Origin of the sequence: Flavobacterium sp. 5, assembly GCF_002813295.1 — a bacterium.
Taxonomy (GTDB): Bacteria; Bacteroidota; Bacteroidia; order Flavobacteriales; family Flavobacteriaceae; genus Flavobacterium.
Map to the genome: position 1 here is coordinate 2,755,480 of NZ_PHUE01000001.1, position 21,462 is coordinate 2,776,941.

Annotated in this window: 19 protein-coding genes and 1 riboswitch; all 19 genes read left to right on the forward strand. The window is 34.2% G+C overall.

All coding sequences use genetic code 11. The annotated features are described in order from the left end of the window. Positions 1 to 18: 18 nt before the first annotated feature. The 19 genes from thrA to metF all read left to right on the forward strand — a co-directional run bounded on the left by thrA (position 19) and on the right by metF (position 21,410). Positions 19 to 2,433 carry a bifunctional aspartate kinase/homoserine dehydrogenase I gene (thrA, locus tag CLU82_RS11295; RefSeq protein WP_100843194.1) on the forward strand — a complete coding sequence of 805 codons (2,415 nt, stop codon included), beginning with the start codon at positions 19 to 21 and terminating at the stop codon, positions 2,431 to 2,433. Positions 2,434 to 2,513: 80 nt separating this feature from the next. Beyond that, on the forward strand, positions 2,514 to 2,759 hold the full coding sequence (locus CLU82_RS11300; protein ID WP_100843195.1) for a putative signal transducing protein: 246 nt from the start codon (positions 2,514 to 2,516) through the stop codon (positions 2,757 to 2,759). A gap of 152 nt (positions 2,760 to 2,911) precedes the next feature. After that, a complete protein-coding gene (locus tag CLU82_RS11305) occupies positions 2,912 to 3,610 on the forward strand; it encodes a hypothetical protein (protein WP_157813347.1) in 699 nt (232 codons plus the stop codon). 99 nt (positions 3,611 to 3,709) lie between these two features. Beyond that, positions 3,710 to 4,012, forward strand: a complete 303-nt coding sequence (locus CLU82_RS11310) for a DUF1330 domain-containing protein (protein WP_100843197.1) — start codon at positions 3,710 to 3,712, stop codon at positions 4,010 to 4,012. A 74-nt stretch (positions 4,013 to 4,086) separates the two neighbouring features. Continuing rightward, positions 4,087 to 4,521 carry an OsmC family protein gene (locus CLU82_RS11315; protein ID WP_100843198.1) on the forward strand — a complete coding sequence of 145 codons (435 nt, stop codon included), beginning with the start codon at positions 4,087 to 4,089 and terminating at the stop codon, positions 4,519 to 4,521. 18 nt (positions 4,522 to 4,539) lie between these two features. Next, entirely contained in the window at positions 4,540 to 5,712 is a 1,173-nt protein-coding gene (locus CLU82_RS11320) for a PLP-dependent aspartate aminotransferase family protein (RefSeq protein ID WP_100843199.1), read from the forward strand. A 95-nt stretch (positions 5,713 to 5,807) separates the two neighbouring features. Continuing rightward, entirely contained in the window at positions 5,808 to 6,338 is a 531-nt protein-coding gene (locus tag CLU82_RS11325) for an alpha/beta hydrolase (RefSeq protein WP_100843200.1), read from the forward strand. Positions 6,339 to 6,455: 117 nt separating this feature from the next. Next, positions 6,456 to 6,866 carry an Rrf2 family transcriptional regulator gene (locus CLU82_RS11330; RefSeq protein ID WP_100843201.1) on the forward strand — a complete coding sequence of 137 codons (411 nt, stop codon included), beginning with the start codon at positions 6,456 to 6,458 and terminating at the stop codon, positions 6,864 to 6,866. 291 nt (positions 6,867 to 7,157) lie between these two features. Then, a complete protein-coding gene (locus CLU82_RS11335) occupies positions 7,158 to 7,859 on the forward strand; it encodes a phosphoadenylyl-sulfate reductase (RefSeq protein WP_100843202.1) in 702 nt (233 codons plus the stop codon). 75 nt (positions 7,860 to 7,934) lie between these two features. Then, positions 7,935 to 8,834: a sulfate adenylyltransferase subunit CysD gene (gene cysD / locus CLU82_RS11340; protein ID WP_100845012.1), complete on the forward strand. Its 900-nt coding sequence runs from the start codon at positions 7,935 to 7,937 to the stop codon at positions 8,832 to 8,834. Between the two features lie 160 nt (positions 8,835 to 8,994). Next, on the forward strand, positions 8,995 to 10,239 hold the full coding sequence (locus tag CLU82_RS11345) for a sulfate adenylyltransferase subunit 1 (protein ID WP_100843203.1): 1,245 nt from the start codon (positions 8,995 to 8,997) through the stop codon (positions 10,237 to 10,239). Between the two features lie 145 nt (positions 10,240 to 10,384). Further along, entirely contained in the window at positions 10,385 to 12,475 is a 2,091-nt protein-coding gene (locus CLU82_RS11350; protein ID WP_100843204.1) for a HEPN domain-containing protein, read from the forward strand. Further along, positions 12,468 to 13,244 (forward strand): uroporphyrinogen-III C-methyltransferase, encoded by a 777-nt coding sequence (gene cobA, locus CLU82_RS11355; RefSeq protein ID WP_100843205.1) that lies wholly within the window; start codon positions 12,468 to 12,470, stop codon positions 13,242 to 13,244. Before CLU82_RS11350 ends, cobA begins: the two co-directional genes overlap by 8 nt. Beyond that, on the forward strand, positions 13,244 to 13,825 hold the full coding sequence (locus CLU82_RS11360; protein WP_100843206.1) for a bifunctional precorrin-2 dehydrogenase/sirohydrochlorin ferrochelatase: 582 nt from the start codon (positions 13,244 to 13,246) through the stop codon (positions 13,823 to 13,825). Before cobA ends, CLU82_RS11360 begins: the two co-directional genes overlap by 1 nt. Before the next feature lie 98 nt (positions 13,826 to 13,923). Then, positions 13,924 to 14,976, forward strand: coding sequence for an NAD(P)/FAD-dependent oxidoreductase (locus CLU82_RS11365; RefSeq protein WP_100843207.1), 1,053 nt, complete (start codon positions 13,924 to 13,926; stop codon positions 14,974 to 14,976). Between the two features lie 176 nt (positions 14,977 to 15,152). Next, positions 15,153 to 15,259, forward strand: a riboswitch (SAM riboswitch). Between the two features lie 240 nt (positions 15,260 to 15,499). After that, on the forward strand, positions 15,500 to 16,501 hold the full coding sequence (locus tag CLU82_RS11370; RefSeq protein ID WP_100843208.1) for a homocysteine S-methyltransferase family protein: 1,002 nt from the start codon (positions 15,500 to 15,502) through the stop codon (positions 16,499 to 16,501). 48 nt (positions 16,502 to 16,549) lie between these two features. Beyond that, on the forward strand, positions 16,550 to 16,936 hold the full coding sequence (locus CLU82_RS11375) for a hypothetical protein (RefSeq protein WP_100843209.1): 387 nt from the start codon (positions 16,550 to 16,552) through the stop codon (positions 16,934 to 16,936). Positions 16,937 to 17,611: 675 nt separating this feature from the next. Further along, the gene (gene metH / locus CLU82_RS11380) at positions 17,612 to 20,293 is read left to right on the forward strand and encodes a methionine synthase (RefSeq protein WP_100843210.1); all 2,682 of its coding nucleotides are present in this window, start codon (positions 17,612 to 17,614) and stop codon (positions 20,291 to 20,293) included. Positions 20,294 to 20,453: 160 nt separating this feature from the next. After that, positions 20,454 to 21,410: a methylenetetrahydrofolate reductase [NAD(P)H] gene (gene metF, locus CLU82_RS11385; RefSeq protein ID WP_100843211.1), complete on the forward strand. Its 957-nt coding sequence runs from the start codon at positions 20,454 to 20,456 to the stop codon at positions 21,408 to 21,410. Positions 21,411 to 21,462 lie beyond the last annotated feature (52 nt).

The window sequence follows — 21,462 nt, forward strand, 5'->3', positions numbered from 1 at the left end:
ACTTAAAAAAATAAGATAATGAAGATATTGAAATTTGGAGGAAAGTCTTTGTCAAACGGAGACGGAATCAATAAAGTGGTCGCAATTATTGAGAGTAAAGTAGGAGCAGGAGAGCAAATTGCAATAGTAGTTTCTGCACGAGGAAATGCTACAGATGAATTGGAAAATATTTTAGCTTTGGCTTCTAAAAACGCAGAATACAAATCACTTTTTGAAGATTTTAAGCTTTATCAACAAGATGTTTATGTTGATGTAGATTTGTCTGTAGAGTTTAATAAGTTGGAGAAACTTTTTGAAGGTGTGAGTTTGATTGGGGATTACAGCGTAAAAATTAAAGATGAGGTACTTTCAAAAGGAGAGTTGATCTCGGCTAAACTGCTTACTGCGATTTTAATTAAAAAAGGCATAAATGCTCGTTTTACAGACACAAGAGAATTGATTAAAACCGATTCGAATTATGGTGATGCACAACCGGTAGAACAGCTTTCGAAGAAAAATGTTATCGCTTATTTTAAAGAACACAATGGAACAACAGTGAATGTTGTAACTGGTTTTATAGGTTCGAACAGTAAAAATGAAGCTACGACTCTTGGTAGAAATGGTAGTAATTATACGGCTTCGTTGTTGGCAAATTATCTGGATGCAAAAGAATTACAAAACTATACACATGTTGATGGTATTTATACTGCCAATCCTGATTTGGTTTTGGATGCGAAAAAAATAGACCAATTGTCGTTTAATGAAGCGAATGAGTTGGCTAATTTTGGAGCAACAATTTTGCATGCAAAGACTATTATTCCTTTGCTAGAAAAGAACATTCCGCTTCGTATATTGAATACTTTCAATCACGAAAACCAAGGGACGTTAATTACTTCTGGTTCGAATAAGGAAGGAATCAAAACACTTTCGGTTCTGGAAAATGTGGCTCTGGTAAACTTGGAAGGAAGAGGATTACTTGGAAAAACAGGTGTTGATGCACGTATTTTTAGAGTGATGGGTGATAATGATATTAGTGTGAGCATTATTTCGCAAGGTTCGTCTGAACGTGGAATTGGACTTGTTGTGAATGCTGATCAAGCTACAAAAGCAATGATTGAATTAGAAAAAGAATTTGAAAATGATTTTTATTCTAAAGACGTTAATAAAATTTCGGTAACCGATAATGTTTCGGTGATTTCGATTATTGGACAGGATTTGAGTACGTTTCATAAGCCTTATACGGCTTTGATTAAAAATAAAATTGTACCAATTCTTTTTAACAATACGGTTACGGGTAAAAACGTGAGTTTGGTTGTTAAAAAAGAAGAGCTGAATAAAGCTTTGAATGTAATTCACGGAGAGATTTTTGGAGTTTCAAAGAAAATCAATATTGCTATTTTTGGTCACGGATTGGTTGGAGGAACTTTGATTAATCAGATTTTAGAATCGCAAGACGCTATCGAGAAACGCAAAGGAATTAAGCTGAATGTTTTTGCCATTGCAAATTCTAAAAGCGTTCTTTTGAATAAAAATGGTGTTTCTCCAAATTGGAGAAATGAAATTCAGACGAATGGAAATTCGTATACAATTGAGGATGTTATTAAATACGCCAATGACAATCACTTGGAGAATTTGATTGCAATTGATAATTCAGCAAGTAAGGATTTTGTTGAAAATTACATCAAGTTGGCGGAGAATAGTTTTGACTTGATTTCGTCGAATAAAGTGGCGAATACATTGAGTTATTCGTTTTACAAGGAGTTAAGACAAGTGTTGGAAGACAATCAAAAAACGTATTTATATGAAACCAATGTTGGTGCAGGTTTACCTTTGATAGATACGATAAAATTATTGCATCTTTCTGGGGAGAATATCACGAAGATAAAAGGAGTTTTCTCAGGAACATTGAGTTATTTGTTTAATAATTTCTCTGCTAAAGATGCTCCGTTTAGCGAAATATTGAAAGAAGCTATCGATAACGGTTACACTGAACCAGATCCAAGAGAAGATCTTTGTGGAAATGACGTAGGTAGAAAATTATTGATTTTGGCAAGAGAATTAGACTTGCAAAATGAATTTGAAGAAATCAGTATTCAAAACTTAATTCCGGAACATTTACGTGAAGGAGAAGTTTCGGATTTCTTGAATAAATTGAAAGAGTTTGATCCAATTTATAATAAAATAAAAGCCGAACAAGAACCAAATCATGTATTGAGATATATTGGCGAATTATCAGGAGATTTACAAAACGATAAAGGAAATCTTGAAGTGAAATTGGTTTCTGTACCAAAAGATACAGCGCTAGGCGGATTGAAAGGTTCTGATTCATTCTTCGAAATTTATACAGAATCGTATGGAGATAGACCAATTGTAATTCAAGGAGCTGGAGCAGGTTCTGCTGTAACGGCAAGAGGAGTTTTTGGAGATATTTTGAGATTGTCAGATAAAGGATAAATATTTTTATAATTTTAGAATAAAGATAACCGTCGAACTCGCTTTTAAAAATAGGGTTATAAACTTTTAAAAAAATAACTATGGTAGAAGTTTTTAGTGGTTCTTATTTTGAGGCAATGAATGTTAGAAATTTATTGGAAGTAAATGAAATTTCAGTTTTTACTCAAAATGAATTTATGTCAAATATTGAACCTTGGGTAGTTGCTTCGGGAGGTTTAAATGCTGTAAAACTCCAAGTTGATCAATTGGATTTAGATGCGGCAAGAGTAATAATAGAGGATTATTTAAAAGGAATTAATGATCTAGTAGATATTGAAGATAAATGAAATAATTAGCTGGATTTGTATCTAAAAATCCTTGCCATCAGTTTACAGGAAGAGATGTTTTGAGATTGTAAGATAAAGTGATAGAATAAAAAAACAAATAAATTAAATTTTAGATTATAAAAGCCCCAACCTATTAAACCTATAAAAAAATAATGAAAAAAATCTTTTTCCTTTTGTGTTTAGTTTCTTTTACTATGCAGGCAAAGTATTATGAAGCAGTATTAACTTTTGAAAACGGAACTGTAAAAAAAGGATTTGCAGAGATGGTAGAAATTCAAGATTCTAAAGTTAAGTTCAGACTTACTGAGAAAGGAGATACAGAGAAAATATTGAGTGAAGACCTTAAGAAAATTGAATACACTGATAAAGATGGAAATAAATATGAGGCGGATAGATTGTTTATCCATACCGACAAAGGTGAAAAAGGTATAAAAAAAGGGACTAAAAAATATTGGTTGTACGTGGTTTATTCTAATGGAATTAAATTAGTAACAGATGCACTGCAATCTACTTTTAGATATAATCCGAGTAATGGAACGACTACAGGAGCTGCAGGTGCTACTCTTTTTTATTTAGGAAAAGAGAAAGAGGATGGTGTTTTTTTTGTTTTTATGTTGTCTTCTATGAATTCTATAAATATAGGAATGGATAAATCGGTTAGAAAGCATTGTGAACTTTTGTTTAAAGATTGTCCTTCTTTTTTGGAAGCGGTAAATAAAGAAAATTTTAAAAAGACAACTTTAATGAATCGCTTAATTGAGCTTTATGAAACGAATAATTGTAATAAAAAAGTAGAAATTAAGCCAGTGGCAAAACCAGGGATTAAGTCTAAGAAAAGCAAAAAGAATTAATAGTCGGAAACAGATAAGGATTTTAGATCCAAGCGATAGCGAACAGGCGAAATAATTTTGATTTCAGATTGAGTTGAGGATAATTAAAAAGCAATTGGTATGATATTTATTACCCAGTTTATATATGTAATTGAAGGTCAGGAAGCAGTTTTTAATGAGTTTGAATCTCTTGCAATTCCGATTATTGCAAAATACAATGGACAGCTTTTAATGCGAATTAGACCAGAAGAAAGTAATTTTATAGAATGCACAATAGAAAAACCGTATGAAATTCATTTGGTTTCATTTGCAACCGATGAAGATTTTGAAAATTTTAAACAGGATGAGGAGCGAAAACTTTTTTTACATTTAAAAGAGAAATCAATTCAATCTATTTTGTTTTTAAAAGGAATAAAACTGTAAATAATTAATTTAAATAGGGACTTACCTTCGGTCTTAGCTTCTTTTCTTTTGGGAAGGTTGGGAAGGGAATAACAATGAAAATAACATTAGACAGAGTAAACGAAAACTTCCACTTCGAATTAAAAAATGAGCGTGGACATATTGTAAATGTTGATGCCAGACCTGAATTTGGAGGGAATGATAATGGACCAAGTCCAATGGAATTAGTATTGATGGGTGTTGCAGGTTGTAGCGGAATCGATATGATTTCAATTCTGAAAAAGCAACGTCAGGAAATCACTTCTTTCAAAGCTGAGGTTGAGGGAGAACGCGTGCAAGTAGGAGAAGCAAAACCATTCAAAGATATTCATGTGGTTTTTTCTTTAGAAGGAAATATCAAAGAAGACAAAGCAGCCAAAGCGGCGCAATTATCTTTTGATAAATATTGTTCAGTTTCTAAAACAGTAGAGCCAACAGCAACTATTCATTATAAAGTGATTTTGAACGGAGTAGAATTGGCAAAAATTTAATTAAAGAATAAAATTATCATGAGCGAACAAGAATTCGGGTTTGAAACCCAAGCGATACGTACGCATTTAGAAAAATCTCAATTTCAGGAACATTCAACTCCTTTGTATTTGTCATCCAGTTTTGTGTTTGATGATGCTGAGGATATGAGAGCATCTTTTACCGAAGAGAAAGTACGAAATATATATTCTCGTTTCAGTAACCCAAATACAACCGAATTTGTAGACAAGGTTTGTGTAATGGAAGGAGCTGAGGCTGGTTATGCTTTTGCAACAGGAATGGCTGCGATTTATTCTACTTTTGCCGCATTGTTGGATTCAGGCGATCATATAGTGTCTGCAGGAAGTGTTTTTGGTTCGACCCACGCGTTGTTTATGACTTATTTCCCAAAGTGGAAAATTGAAACTTCGTATTTTGATATCAATAAGCCAGAAACTATTGAAAGTTTCATTAAGCCAAACACTAAAATTTTATATGTAGAAACACCAACAAATCCTGGTGTTGATGTAATTGATTTGGAACTGTTAGGACAAATTGCTAAAAAACACAATTTGATTTTTATTGTAGATAATTGTTTTGCAACACCATACATTCAGCAGCCTATTAAGTATGGTGCGAATATAGTTGTTCATTCCGCTACTAAATTAATGGATGGTCAAGGAAGAGTTTTAGGTGGAATTGCAGTTGGTGATGCCGATTTGATTCGTAAAATTTATTTATTCTCAAGAAATACTGGTCCAGCAATGTCACCATTTAATGCTTGGGTATTGTCTAAAAGTTTAGAGACTTTGTCAGTTCGTGTGGATAGACATTGTGAAAATGCTTTGAAAGTGGCTGAGTTTTTAGAAAGTCACCCGAATGTAAATAGTGTGAAATATCCATTCTTGAAATCGCATCCAAAGTATGAAGTAGCTAAAAAACAGATGCTTTTGGGAGGTAATATAATTGCTTTTGAAATCAAAGGAGGAATTGAAGCTGGTAGAAAATTTTTAGACAAAATCAAATTATGTTCGCTATCAGCTAATATTGGAGATGTTAAAACGATTGTGACACATCCTGCATCAACAACACATAGTAAATTATCTGTTGAAGAAAAATTAGCAGTTGGAATTACCGAAGGTTTAGTTCGTGTTTCTGTGGGTTTAGAAACTGTTAAAGATGTTATTGCTGATTTGGAGCAGGCACTTTCTTAAGTGAAATATTTTTAAAGTAAAAGGGCTGTTTGTTTAAAATAGCCCTTTTCTTTTTATAAATTTTGTGATTGAAAAATGAATCTTAGATTTAAATTATGGTAAAACCAAGATTACTTATCTTATCAGATTTGTTTGGAGGCGAAAGTCCACAATGGATAAAATACTATACAAAAGTTTTAGAATCTAAATTTGATATTCAGTATTATGATGTTCTAAAATTAGGAGAAATCGATACCTCTAATTGTAATGAAAAGAGCATTCATAATCAATTCCTAAATACAGGAATTGATAAAGCAGTTCAAAATTTATTGAATCTGGAAAGAGAGAAAGTTGCCGTTTTAGGATTTAGTATTGGCGGAACAATTGCCTGGAAAGCTTCTTTAAAAGGCTTAAATGTGTCTCAGTTAATTGCAGTTTCATCAACAAGATTACGCTTTGAAACCGAAATTCCAAATTGTGAAATCAAGCTGTATTTTGGAGAAAAAGATTTAAATATGCCAGACTTGCAATGGTTTTTGGATTTAAAAATTTTAAATCAAATTATTGAAAAGCAAGATCATCAATTGTATTTCGAAGAAAAGAATGCAATTGCAATTTGTGATGCTATTTTACAAATTTTAGATTGATTTTCTTTCTTTTGTCATTGTTCGATCAAAAATGTATATTTTTGTTTCAGATAAAATAAGTAATGATTTTTAAGAAATCGAATCTTAAATTAAATATCATAAATCGTATATAAAATCATGCTTTCAAAGAAAACAAAATACGGAATTAAAGCTTTGACATTTTTGGCTAGACGCGAGAACAACGAGCCAGTTGCTATTGCTGATATTGCCCAAAGCGAAAATATTTCGGTTAAGTTTTTGGAAAGTATTTTGTTATTACTTAGAAACTCTGGTTTCCTTGGAGCTAAAAAGGGAAAAGGCGGTGGTTATTACTTAATCAAAGACCCAAAAGATATCAGTATGGCCAAAGTGTACCGCATTCTGGAAGGTCCGATTGCATTACTTCCGTGTGCGAGTCATAATTTTTATGAAAAATGTGATGATTGCAATGATGAAACTACTTGTGCAGCCCGCCGATTAATGACTCAGGTCAGAGATAATACACTTAAAATTCTTGAAAGTAATACACTGGCAGATATAGCTTTCTAAGTCTTTGCTTTAAATCAAAATAATACAGTAAAAGATAATTTCGTTGTTTTTTTTAATGAAACAGTTTTTTATAATTAAATTAACGAACTGTTTTATAGTTAGTTGTAAGTTTGTGTGTCAGTTTTGTTTTATTGGCTTTGTTTCAGATACCTTTTTTAACTAGCTGAGGATTAATTGTTTTTTATAGTAAAAAATCCAAATTTTTATTTTGTTATTTAGAAATAAGTAGTATTTTTGCAAAGTAATCTAGTAACCCGATAGGGTAATAGATTTTAAAATAAAATAGAAATAATGGATTCAGCAATAGTAAATACTTTATTAGAAAAAACAGCCAATTTCTCGATTGAGGAAACTTTGGCTTTTTTAGCTACTGAATATCCAAGTAAAGTGGTTTTTTCTACTTCATTTGGGCAAGAAGATCAGGTAATCACAGCGTTAATTGCTAAAGATGATTTGCCAATTACCATTTTCACATTGGATACAGGGAGATTATTTCAAGAGACTTATGATGTTTTTCACAGGACCTTGAAAAAATATAAAAAACAGATTGAGGTTTATTTTCCAGAAGCAGCATCGGTTGAAAACTTATTAAAGGAAAAAGGACCAAATAGCTTTTACGAATCGGTTGAGAATAGAAAAGAATGTTGTTTTATTCGTAAAGTAGTTCCATTGAGAAAAGCTTTAGCAGGAAATTCAGTTTGGATTACAGGTTTAAGAGCAGAGCAATCGGAGAATAGAAATGACTTAGCTTTTTTTGAATATGATGCTAATTTTGATATTATAAAATTCAATCCATTGTTGAAATGGAGTTTAGAAGAAGTTCAAAAATATATTGATGATAATAATGTGCCTCAAAATGCTTTGCATAAAAAAGGATTTGTAAGCATTGGTTGCGCGCCTTGTACGAGAGCGATTGCCGAAGGAGAGGATATCAGAGCAGGAAGATGGTCTTGGGAATCTAGTCATAAAGAATGTGGTTTACACCAAAAATAAAAGTTTAATCGTTTAAGGGTTTATTCGTTTAGTCGAATCAACAAATAAACAAATTACCAAATAAACAGAAAGATGATAAGTTCAGTATTAAAAACAAATGCTTTAGAAAGCGAAGCAATTTACATATTCAGAGAAGTAATTTCTCAATTTGACAAACCAGTTTTGCTTTTCTCTGGTGGGAAAGATTCTATTACATTGGTACGTTTGGCGCAAAAAGCTTTTTTCCCAGCTAAAATTCCTTTTCCATTGTTGCACGTAGATACTGGACATAACTTTCCTGAAACTATTGCTTTTAGAGATAAATTGGTAGAAGAATTAGGATTAGAATTAATTGTTCGTAATGTACAAGATGCTATTGATTCAGGTAAAGTTGTTGAAGAATCTGGAAAATATTCAAGTAGAAACAGCTTGCAGACAACTACACTTTTGGATGCTATCGAAGAATTTAAATTTGATGCTTGTATTGGTGGAGCGCGTCGTGATGAAGAAAAAGCAAGAGCTAAAGAACGTATTTTTTCTGTTCGTGATGATTTCGGTCAATGGGATGAAAAAAACCAACGTCCTGAATTATTTGATTTATTAAACGGAAAAATTGAAAATGGTCAAAACGTTCGTGTTTTCCCAATTTCAAACTGGACTGAATTAGATGTTTGGAGTTATATCGAACAAGAGCAAATCGAAATTCCATCAATTTACTTTTCACACAAACGTAAAGTATTCTTGAGAGACGGTATGATTTGGTCACATTCTCCTTTTGTTTACCAAGAAGAAGATGAGGTAATCGAAGAAAGAATTGTTCGTTTTAGAACTGTTGGAGATATGAGTTGTACCGCTGCGGTTGATTCTTATGCAGCAACAATCGCTGAAGTTGTTGGAGAGATTCGTACTTCTACCATTTCTGAAAGAGGTGCTAGAATTGATGACAAACGTTCGGAAGCGGCGATGGAGAAAAGAAAGCAACAAGGATACTTTTAGTAGTTGATGGTTGATGGTTTTTGGTTGATAGTTTTGTTTCTGCCAATAATCATCTTTGAAAATCAATTAACTATATCTAATAAATAATTGTTGTTAGGTGATGAAATAAATGGGGAATTCCAACAACCATCAACTAACAACCATCAACTAAAATAAAAGAATGGAAGTTTTAAAAATAGCAACAGCAGGAAGTGTAGATGACGGAAAAAGTACATTAATCGGAAGATTATTATACGATACTCAATCCTTAACTACAGATAAATTAGAAGCGATTGAAAAAAGTAGTAAGCAAAAAGGATATGATTATCTTGATTTTTCTTTGGCTACTGACGGATTGGTTGCAGAAAGAGAGCAAGGAATTACTATTGATGTGGCACATATTTATTTTTCGACTGCGAAAAAAAGTTACATCATCGCTGATACTCCAGGTCACGTAGAATATACACGTAACATGGTTACAGGTGCTTCGACTTCACAAGTTTCAATTATTTTGATTGATGCTCGTAAAGGAGTTATTGAGCAAACGTACCGTCACTTTTTTATCAATAATTTGTTGAGAGTAAAAGATGTGATTGTTGCGGTAAATAAAATGGATTTAGTTGATTACTCGGAAGAAGTTTACAACAAAATTGTAGCTGACTTTCAAGCATTAAATGCAAAAAGTGCTTACAAAGAACAAAACGTAAGTTACATTCCTTTGAGTGCTTTAACAGGAGATAATGTTGTGGAAACTTTAGGAAAAATGCCTTGGTACACAGGACAAACTATCCTTCAACATTTAGAAGCTTTAGAATCTAAAGATGTTTACGATAACGGAAAAGCACGTTTCCCAGTTCAAACGGTTATTCGTCCAAAAACGGAAGAGTACCACGATTTCAGAGGATATGCAGGTAAATTATATGGTAATAATATCAAAGTTGGAGATGCTGTAACGGTTCTTCCTTCTTTGACAGAATCTGTAGTAACAAACATTCACTTTTTTGATCAAAAATTTGATGAAGCTAAAGCAGGTTCTTCAATTACTATCGAGTTAGAAAATGATATCAATGTGACTAGAGGGGATATGATTGTAAAATCAAGCGAACTTCCAAAAGTAGAAAAAGACATTACAACAACTGTTTGTTGGATGGACAGCAAAAAATTAGTAGCTGGAGCTAAATATTATGTACAGCATAATACGAATAGAGTTTTGGCAAAAATTGATAGTGTGAAAAATGTAATCGCTACGGATTATTCTGGTTCAAAAGAAGCTTCTCAGTTATCAATTAATGAAATTGGAGAAGTGACTATTAAATTGAGTAAAGCAATTTATTTTGATGCGTATAATGACAACAAATCAAATGGTGCTTTTATCTTAATTGATGCTACAACCAACACTACAGCAGGAGTTGGGTTTATTAAGTAAACTTGCTGTAAGCTTTAAGCTTTAGGCAGTAAGCAAATACAGAAAGTTCAAAAAGCTTAAAGCATATAGCCTAAAGCTTAAAGCAAAAATAACAAAGTCAAAAAGCTTAAAGCGTATAGCCTAAAGCCTAAAGCCAAGAAAAAAAATGGAAAGTTTTAGAACAGAAATAGAAAATCCGATAGTTCAAAAAGAGATTATCGATTTAGAAAAAAAGATACACTTATTCCGTGGAGGAAAAATTGATGACGAACGTTTTCGTAGTCTTCGTTTGGCTCGTGGAATCTACGGTCAACGTCAGGAAGGCGTACAAATGATCCGTATCAAATTGCCTTACGGGAAAGTGACGAGCGAACAATTAGTAAATATTACGAATGTTTCTGAAAAATATTCTACAGGACGTTTGCACATTACAACTCGTCAGGATATTCAAATTCACTACGTAAGTTTGGATAGAACTCCAGAACTTTGGGCAGATTTGGCTAAAGATGATATCACTTTGCGTGAAGCTTGTGGAAACACCGTTCGTAATATTACAGGAAGTGAATTAGCGGGTGTAGATGTAAACGAACCGTTTGATGTTTCGCCTTACGCACACGGATTGTTTCAATATTTGTTAAGAAACCCTATTTGTCAAGAAATGGGACGTAAATTCAAAATTTCGTTCTCTTCTTCTGATGAAGATACTGCTTTGAGTTATTTACACGATTTAGGATTTATTCCAAAAATTGTTGATGGTCAAAAAGGATTTAAAGTAGTTTTTGGTGGAGGTTTAGGTTCACAGCCAGCTCATGCCGAATTGCTTTCAGAATTTATTCCAGTAAACGAAATTATCCCAACGGCGGAAGGTATCATTCGTATTTTTGATAGATACGGTGAACGTGCAAAAAGAATGAAAGCGCGTATGAAATTCTTAATCAAAGAAATGGGAAGAGATACTTTCTTGGATTTGGTTGCGAAAGAGAAAAAAGCAATCGCTTTTGAAACATACGAAATAGATACAACTGCTTTTGAAGGTGCTATTCCAGCTCCATTATTAGAAGTACCTCAAGTTACAATTGAAGATGCAGAAGCTTATGAAGCTTGGAAAAAATCAAATGTAATTGCTCAAAAACAAGACGGTTATTTTGCTATTGGAGTAAAAGTTTTATTAGGAGATTTTTATATTGATAAAGCGAGATTATTAGCAGATTTAATCAAAAATTACGGAGCTAATGAATTGCGTTTTTCATTGCGTCAAAACATAGTAATTCGTCATATAAAGGAGGAAAATTTACCTTTCTTCTATCAAGAATTAGCCAAATTAGAAATGGTTTCTTTAGGTTATAATACTATTGGTGATATCACGGCTTGCCCAGGAACTGATACTTGTAACTTAGGAATTGCGAGCAGTACTGGTATTGCAGACGAATTAGAAAGAGTAATCAAAGCAGAATATCCACAATACAGCGACAACCGTGAAATTGAAATCAAAATCAGTGGTTGTATGAATGCTTGTGGGCAACACAATATGTCAGCAATTGGTTTCCAAGGAATGTCAATCAACTCAGGAAAATTAGTAGCGCCAGCGTTGCAAGTTTTATTAGGTGGTGGACGTTTAGGAAACGGTGAAGGTCGTTTTTCTGATAAAGTTATTAAAGTGCCTAGTCGTAGAGGACCAGATGCATTGCGTACGATCTTAAATGATTTTGATGCCAATGGAAACGGACAAAAATTCCTTGATTATTATGATGCTAAAGGAGAGAAATATTTCTATGAAATTTTAAAACCTTTCGCTGATGTAACTAATCTTACCGAAGCTGATTTCGTAGATTGGGGTAATGCTGATAACTACGTAAAAGCAGTTGGAGTAGGAGAATGTGCTGGTGTTGTTATTGATTTAGTAGCTACTTTATTATTAGAAGCTAAAGACAAATTGACTTTTGCACAAGAATCTTTCGACGAAGGAAAATGGTCTGATGCTATTTACCACGCTTACGCTGGATTTGTAAATGGTGCTAAGGCATTATTACTTTCTGAAAACGAAAAAACAAATAATCACGCAGGAATTGTTGATTTATTTGACACTGTTTTTATTGGAACAAACAAAATTGAATTAGCTTCTTCTTTCAGAGAATTAGTGTACCAAATCAATGCAGTTGAGCCTTCAGAAGCTTTCGCAAAAAAATACATTCAAGAAGGAATTGCTTTTTTTGAAGTTATCGAAAAATATAGAGCCAAAGATTTAGCTGATGCCTAATCCCATTCAACCCAAAGTAACTTTAGTAGGAGCTGGTCCAGGTGACCCAGACTTGCTTACGGTAAAGGCTGTAAAAGCACTTGCTAAAGCGAATGTGGTTTTGTATGATGCTTTGGCAAACGATGAAATATTAGATTATGCTCCGCAAGAAGCTATTAAAATTTTTGTTGGAAAAAGAATAGGAAATCATGCATATACGCAAGACCAAATCAATCAATTGATTGTTGATAATGCGCTTACGTATGGACATGTTGTGAGATTAAAAGGTGGTGACCCATTCATTTTTGGACGCGGAAGCGAAGAAATTGAGTTCGCAGAAAGTTTTGGAATTCCTACATTTGTAATCCCAGGCATTTCATCGTCGATTGCAGTTCCTGCTTATCAAGGGATTTCATTGACCAAAAGAGGAACTTCTGAAAGTTTTTGGGTAATCACAGGAACAACTTCTGATAGAAGTTTATCAAATGATATTGCTCTTGCTTCAAAATCTTCAGCTACAGTTGTGATTTTGATGGGGATGAATAAATTATCACAAATTGTTACACTATTCCAAAACGAATCCAAAGGAGAAACGCCCGTTGCTATTATTCAGAACGGAACAACCTCTGATGAAAAAATAGGAGTTGGAACAATTGATACGATTCAGGAAGTAGTTGTAGCAAACAAATTAAGTTCGCCGGCAATTATCGTTATTGGAGAAGTAGTAAAAGAAAGCAACAAATTAAAAGGTTTTTTCGAAGAGTTTGTTACATCAGAAATAAAATTATAATGGAAAGAAACGAGTTATATCCTGTATTTTTAAAACTACACAACATCAATGTATTGATTGTTGGTGGAGGAAATGTTGGGTTAGAGAAGTTGTCTTTTATGTTGAAATCGAGTCCAAATGCCAATGTTGAGATTGTGGCAAAACACTTTCACTTAGATATTAAAGTTTTAGCGGAAAATCATCCTTCGATTAAATTGACTAAATCGAAGTTCAAGAAAAAAATGCTCAAAAAGCGCCACATGGTTATTGCTTGCACCGATGATTTAGAGATCAACAAGCGAGTTTATGATTTGGCACGAGAGCGTTATTTGATTTGCAATATTGCCGATACACCTGATTTATGTGATTATTATTTGGGTGGAATTGTAACCAAAGGGAATGTGAAAATAGCGATTTCAACCAATGGAAAATCGCCAACAACAGCCAAAAGGTTGCGAGAGTTTTTCGAAGAAGTAATTCCTGAGGATATCAATAAAATGGTTGAAAACCTAAATGAATACAGAAAAACGTTAAAAGGCAATTTTGAAGAGAAAGTTCAAAGGATGAATGAAATTACAGATTCATTAAAAAATAAAGAGTAAAAAATTTCTCAAAGAAATGAATGACAAAAATCATTGAGATTAAAATAAATTATTCGTTTCTTTGTAATTATTAAGAATGATTATAAATAAAATATAAAATGGTTAAAACAGACATACTTATAATTGGAGCAGGACCAACAGGTTTATTTACAGTTTTCGAAGCAGGTTTATTAAAACTAAAATGTCATATTCTTGATGCATTACCACAACCAGGAGGGCAATTATCAGAGTTGTATCCTAAGAAACCTATTTATGATATTCCTGGATTTCCAGAAGTATTAGCAGGAGATTTGGTTGATGGATTAATGGAACAAATCAAACAATTCGAACCAGGATTTACACTTGGCGAACGTGCAGAAACTATCGAAAAACAAGAAGACGGAAGTTTTATTGTAACTTCAAATAAAGGAAAGAGATTCCATGCGCCAGTTATTGCTATCGCAGGAGGTTTAGGAAGTTTCGAACCAAGAAAACCATTAATCGAGGATATCGAGTTTTACGAAGATAAAGGAGTGAAATATTTCATCAAAAATCCAGAAAAATTTAGAGACAAAAGAGTTGTGATTTCTGGAGGTGGAGATTCAGCTTTAGACTGGAGTATCTTCTTGTCGAATGTGGCTTCAGAAGTAACTTTAATTCACAGAAGAAATGAATTTAGAGGTGCTTTAGATTCAGTTGAAAAAGTTCAAGAATTGAAAAATTCTGGAAAAATCAAAATGATTACGCCAGGAGAAGTAATTGGATTGAATGGTGCTGAGCATTTAGAATCTGTTGATGTAGATATCGACGGAGCGCACAGAAACATTCCAACAGATTATTTTATTCCACTTTTCGGATTGACTCCAAAATTAGGCCCTATTGGGGACTGGGGATTAGAAATTGAAAAAAATGCAATCAAAGTAAATAATGCTTTAGATTACCAAACAAATATACCAGGGATTTTCGCTATTGGAGACGTTAACACGTACCCAGGAAAACTAAAATTGATTCTTTGTGGATTCCACGAAGCGACTATGATGTGTCAGGCGGCTTACCAAATTATCAATCCAGGTAAAAAATACGTAATGAAATACACAACTGTTTCGGGTGTTGACGGATTCGACGGAACTCGTAAAGAAGCTCCAAAGGCAGTAGTGAAAGCGATAGTTTAGAAAAAATTTCTAAGATTCTAAGGTTCTGAGTTGCTAAGTTTTTTAGTAATTCAGAACCTTTTTTTATTACTAGTTTTCTCTTAGAAGCCTAGCAACTCAGTAACTTAGAAACTTTTAAAAATACTTGCAATTCGCAGGGCTATTTCATAACTTTGCGCCGTTCCTAATTTTATTGAAAGTTATCACGAAAGGCGGAGGGAAAGACCCGATGAAACCTTAGCAACCCTTTACCTTTTTAAAGAAGGTGCTACATTCTACCACGCATAGCGCGGATAGATAACACAAGATACATCACAGTATTTTTCAAAATCTCTCCTGACAACATTTCAAAAATTATTCAAAGCGAAAGAGGATTGCTTTTTTTGCAGTCAACGTTCCCGCTGTACACTATATCTTTTATGCTGAACCCCAGCATAAAAGGATGTCGTTTCCATCGGGGCTAAAGAGCCAAGAATAGGAATTTTTGTAAAAATAATAATCAAAAGCTTTTGCGCTCTAGCGTATTAGCACTTTAAAATAAGTTATGTCAACAATTCAAGAAGCAATCAAAGAAAGAATCCTTGTACTCGATGGAGCTATGGGAACCATGTTGCAACGCTACAATTTTTCGGAAGAAGATTTTAGAGGAGAACGTTTCAAGGATTTTCCACATTCATTAAAAGGGAACAACGATTTATTGTCGCTTACCCAACCTCAAGCCATCGCTGCTGTTCACGCCGCTTATTACGAAGCAGGTGCCGATATAGTTGAAACCAATACGTTCTCAGGAACTACTATCGGTATGGCTGATTATCACATGGAAGATTTAGTCTATGAGTTGAACTACGAGTCGGCAAAAATTGCCCGCAAAGTAGCTGACGAATTCACTGCTAAAAATCCAGCTAAACCTCGTTTTGTGGCAGGTTCAATCGGACCAACAAACCGTACAGCGAGTATGTCACCAGACGTAAACGACCCAGGATACAGAGCCGTAACTTTTGATGATTTGCGTATTGCTTACAAACAACAAGTAGAAGCTTTGTTGGATGGAGGAAGTGATTTATTGTTGGTAGAAACAATCTTCGATACACTAAATGCCAAAGCCGCACTTTTTGCAATCGAAGAAGTTAAAGACGAAAGAAATATTGATGTGCCAATTATGGTTTCAGGAACGATTACCGATGCTTCAGGAAGAACACTTTCTGGACAAACGGTAGAAGCGTTTTTGATTTCAGTTTCGCATATTCCGTTATTGAGTGTAGGTTTCAATTGTGCTTTAGGAGCCGATTTATTGAAACCTTATTTACAGACTTTGTCTCATAATACTTCATTCAATATTTCAGCACATCCGAATGCGGGATTGCCAAATGCTTTTGGAGAATACGATGAAACGCCACAAGAAATGCAAGTTTTGATTCGTGAATATTTAGAAGATAATTTAGTAAATATCATAGGCGGTTGTTGCGGAACAACTCCAGACCATATTCGCTTAATTGCTGAAGCTGCGAGTGAGTATAAACCGAGAGTTTCGGTGGCGGTGATGTAATATACTTTGGGATTTTAAACAATTTTTACTCATGCAAATTAAAGTTTTATGAAAATCTTATTTAAGTTTTGGTTTGTAGTTTTGTTTGGATGTATATGTTATTCCCAGCAGAATAAAGACAAGAAATTAGAGGGAGAATTATTAAAAGTAAAGAATCAGGCATTTTGTGATTGTTATAATGAAGTTTTGTCTGGGAAAGAATCAATAAGATATAAAGACGGTAGTAGTTATATCCAAATTATAGATTTGAAAGGAGAGTATATTTTTGGAAATAAAAAATATACAGAGATGATTAAAAAGTGGGCAAAAAAAGAATACAATTCATATGATCCAAGTCAAAATTTATATTTAATGAAGTGCTTGGATTTTTATAATAGTCCAGTCTTAATTAAATTTATTGACTCTGTAAGACAAAAAGAAATTACAATTAAGTAATATTCAACAGAACAAAAGGTATTCTTTTTCTGCAAAGTTTATAAAATCTAGTTTGTCAGGAATGACAAAAATGAGGAATTAGATTGGATTGAAATACTGGATTTGATGGCACGCCATATTAATAGTGAGGCTCGCCTCTTTATTTTGTAGGTATCTCCTATTTTTTGGATAGGATATCCTTTATTTTAGAAGGTAGGACCTTCAAAATTGGTAGGTTCTCCTAACCATTTCATAGGTATCACCTTTGATTTTGATAGGTAGACCTATAGTTTAGGTAGGTTCTCCTATGATTTAGATAGGTTCTCCTATGATTTAGATAGGTACTCCTATAGTTTATGTAGGTTCTCCTACGGTTTAAGTAGGCGCTCCTATAGTTTAGATAGGTGTACCTATGGTTTAGGTAGGTGCTCCTATGATTTAGATAGGTATACTTATAGTTTTGATAGGTATGCTTTTGTTTTAGGAAGTGACAGTTTGCGTGAGGGATAGCAGTGGAAAGCCCACAGACCAATGGAGTGATAACGGAATTGGTCGAGGACTTGTAGCGAATAGCCCGACCCGACTTTTTTTTGGAGGGTCACGCCCAAAAGATTTAAAAACAGCTTTGTAAAGAGCAAATAATATAAAATAACTCAGAACCTAAGCAACATAGGAACTCAGTAACTTAAGAAAAAAATGGCAGAAGTAGAAGCAAGAAGAAATTTAGTTTTATCAGGATTAGAACCGTTAATTATTACTCCAGAAAGCGTTTTTGTAAACGTTGGGGAACGTACCAATGTAACAGGATCTAGAAAATTTCTTCGATTAATTAAAGAAGAGAAATACGATGAAGCGCTTAGTATTGCGAAGGAGCAAGTAGAAGGTGGGGCGCAAATCATCGATATTAATATGGATGAGGGAATGCTTGATGGCGAATATGCGATGGTGAAATTCCTGAACTTAATTGCTGCCGAACCAGATATCGCTCGTGTGCCAATTATGATTGACAGCTCGAAATGGCATATTATTGAAGCGGGATTGAAAGTCGTTCAAGGGAAATCGGTAGTAAACTCGATTTCGTTGAAAGAGGGTGAAGAAGCTTTTATTCACCACGCTCAATTGATTAAACGTTACGGTGCTGCGGCAATTGTAATGGCTTTTGACGAAGTTGGTCAGGCGGATAATTACGATCGTAGAGTAGAAATTTGCCAGCGTTCGTATGATGTTTTGGTGAACAAAGTTGGGTTTCCACCGCAGGATATTATTTTCGATTTGAACATTTTTCCAGTCGCAACAGGAATGGAAGAACATCGTTTGAACGCTTTGGATTTCTTTAGAGGAACTAAATGGGTTCGTGATAATTTACCACACGCACATATTAGTGGAGGAGTGAGTAATGTGTCGTTTTCGTTTAGAGGAAATGATACGGTGAGAGAAGCGATGCACTCGGTTTTCTTATACCACGCGATTAAGAATGGAATGACAATGGGAATTGTAAACCCAGAAATGTTGACGATTTATGATGAAATTCCGAAAGATTTATTAGAACACGTCGAAGACGTAATTTTAGATAGAAGAGATGATGCGACTGAGCGTTTGTTGGACTTTGCTGAGAATGTAAAAGGTGATGTAAAGAGCAACGAAAAAGCGGTGCAAGAATGGCGTTCGGGAACGGTGCAGGAAAGAATTACACATTCGCTTGTAAAAGGAGTGGACCAATTTATAGAAGAAGATGTTGAGGAAGCTCGTTTGGCGGCAACAAAACCAATCGAAGTAATCGAAATCAACTTAATGACGGGGATGAATGTGGTTGGAGATTTGTTCGGAAGCGGAAAAATGTTTTTGCCACAGGTGGTAAAATCGGCTCGTGTGATGAAAAAAGCCGTGGCTTATTTGCTGCCTTTTATTGAAGCTTCTAAGCAAGCGGGAGATAAACAAGGAAACGGAAAAATATTGATGGCAACCGTAAAAGGAGATGTTCACGATATTGGAAAAAATATTGTTTCGGTTGTATTGGCGTGTAATAATTATGAGATTGTAGATTTGGGTGTTATGGTGGCTCCCGAAAAAATTATTGCAGCTGCAATCGAACACGAAGTTGATATTATCGGATTGAGTGGTTTGATTACACCTTCATTAGATGAAATGGTTTATCTCGCTAAGGAATTGGATAAACGAGGAATGAAAATTCCAGTAATGATTGGTGGAGCAACAACTTCGCGTGCACACACTGCCGTGAAAATTGCACCACAATACAGAGAAACTGTTATCCACGTAAATGATGCTTCGAGAGCCGTAACGGTAGCTGGAAGTTTATTGAATAAGGATAAAAAAATATACGCAAGCGACATTAGAGCCGAATATGATGCGTTTAGAGAAACGTTTTTGAATCGTTCGAGAGATAAAAATTTCTTATCGATTGAAGATGCTCGTAAAAACAAATTGCAATTGGATTGGAATGAATTCACTCCAGTGAAACCAAAGGTAATTGGCGAGCAAACAATTGAAGTTGATTTGGATGTTTTGGTTCCATACATTGACTGGACGCCGTTTTTTCAAACTTGGGAATTACACGGGAAATATCCAGCTATTTTGACTGATGAGGTTGTGGGTAAAGAAGCAACTTCGCTTTTTGGAGATGCACAAGCGATGTTGAAAGTGATTTTGGATGAAAAGAAATTACAAGCCAAAGGAATCTACGGAATTTTTCCTGCCAACCAAATCAATGATGATGATATTGAATTGACAGACGAAAATGGAAAACCTTTGCAGACATTTTTGACTTTGCGTCAGCAATCGCAAAAAACTAAAGGAGCTCCAAATATCGCTTTGGCAGATTTTATTGCGCCAAAAGATAATGGTGTAGTAGATTATATGGGAGCTTTTTGTGTAACAACTGGTTTTGGTGTTGATGAATGGGCAGCTGAATTCGAAAAAGATTTAGACGATTACAATTCGATTATGGTAAAAGCTTTGGCAGACCGTTTTGCAGAAGCTTTCGCTGAATATTTGCATGAAAAAATCCGTAAAGAAATTTGGGGTTATGATACAGAAGAATCTTTATCAAACGCAGAATTAATCAAAGAAGATTATAAAGGAATTCGTCCAGCGCCAGGTTATCCAGCTTGTCCAGACCATTTAGAAAAACCAACGATTTGGAAATTACTAAATGTTGAAAAAGAAATAGGAGTAACCTTGACGGAGAGCATGGCAATGTGGCCTGCTTCATCAGTTTCGGGTTATTATTTTGGGAATCCAAAAAGTAGGTATTTCGGACTCGGAAAAATAAAAGAAGATCAAGTCATTGATTACGCCAAACGTAGAAGTGTTTCTACTGATGTCGCAATGAAATGGTTAAATCCAAATATAGCAGATTAATTTAGTCTGAAAGTCAAAAGTCGAAAGTCATAAAATGTGTGACTTTCTACCTTCGACTTTCAAATATTAAAAATAAATAGTCATAAAGTCAAAAGTTATAAAGTCTCAAAGTGTGACTTTCGACTTTCGACTTTCGACTTTCAAACTTTAAGACATATTAATGAAAGTAACAGAACATATAGAAGCAGCTAAAGAGAAAACATTATTCTCTTTTGAAATTATTCCGCCACAAAAAGGAAAAAGCATTCAGGAATTATACGATAATATTGATCCATTAATGGAGTTCAACCCACCATTTATTGACGTGACTACTTCGCGTGAGGAGTATATTTATATTGATAAAGGAAATGGATTGTTGGATAAAAAGCTAACAAGAATGCGTCCTGGGACATTGGGTATTTGTGCTTCGATTAAGCATAAATACAATGTAGATACAGTACCACACTTGCTTTGCGGTGGTTTTACCAAAGAGGAAACTGAGTACATGTTGGTAGATTGTCATTACCTTGGAATCAATAATGTGATGGCACTTCGTGGTGATGCTATGAAAGACGAACAATCTTTTGTTCCAAAACTAGGGGGTAATAATTTCGCTGTAGATTTGGTTGCTCAAATAAATCAATTAAATTGTGGGAAGTATTTGCATGATGTAATGGATGCAGATAATAAAGCTGATTTTTGTATTGGAGTTGCGGGTTATCCCGAGAAACATTTAGAATCACCTTCTTTATTATCAGATTTAAAAAGACTAAAAGAAAAGGTAGATGCAGGTGCTGATTATGTGGTAACTCAGATGTTTTTTGATAATGCCAAATATTTTGAATTTGTAAAAAAAGCAAGAGAAATGGGAATTACCATTCCTATTATTCCAGGAATTAAACCAATTGCAGTACAAAAGCATTTGCAAATTTTACCTCAAATTTTCCGTATCGATTTACCAGAAGATTTAATAAGTGCTGTAGATAAATGCAAAAATAATGCTGATATTCGTCAAGTAGGTATCGAATGGGCTATCCAACAATCATTAGAATTGAAAGCAGCAGGAGTTCCCGTTTTACATTATTATTCAATGGGAAAATCAGAAAATATTAGACAAATAGCTAGTCAGGTTTTTTAAAAAGACAGACTGTTTTATTCCCCAAAAACCAGCTTTTTATAGGCTGGTTTTT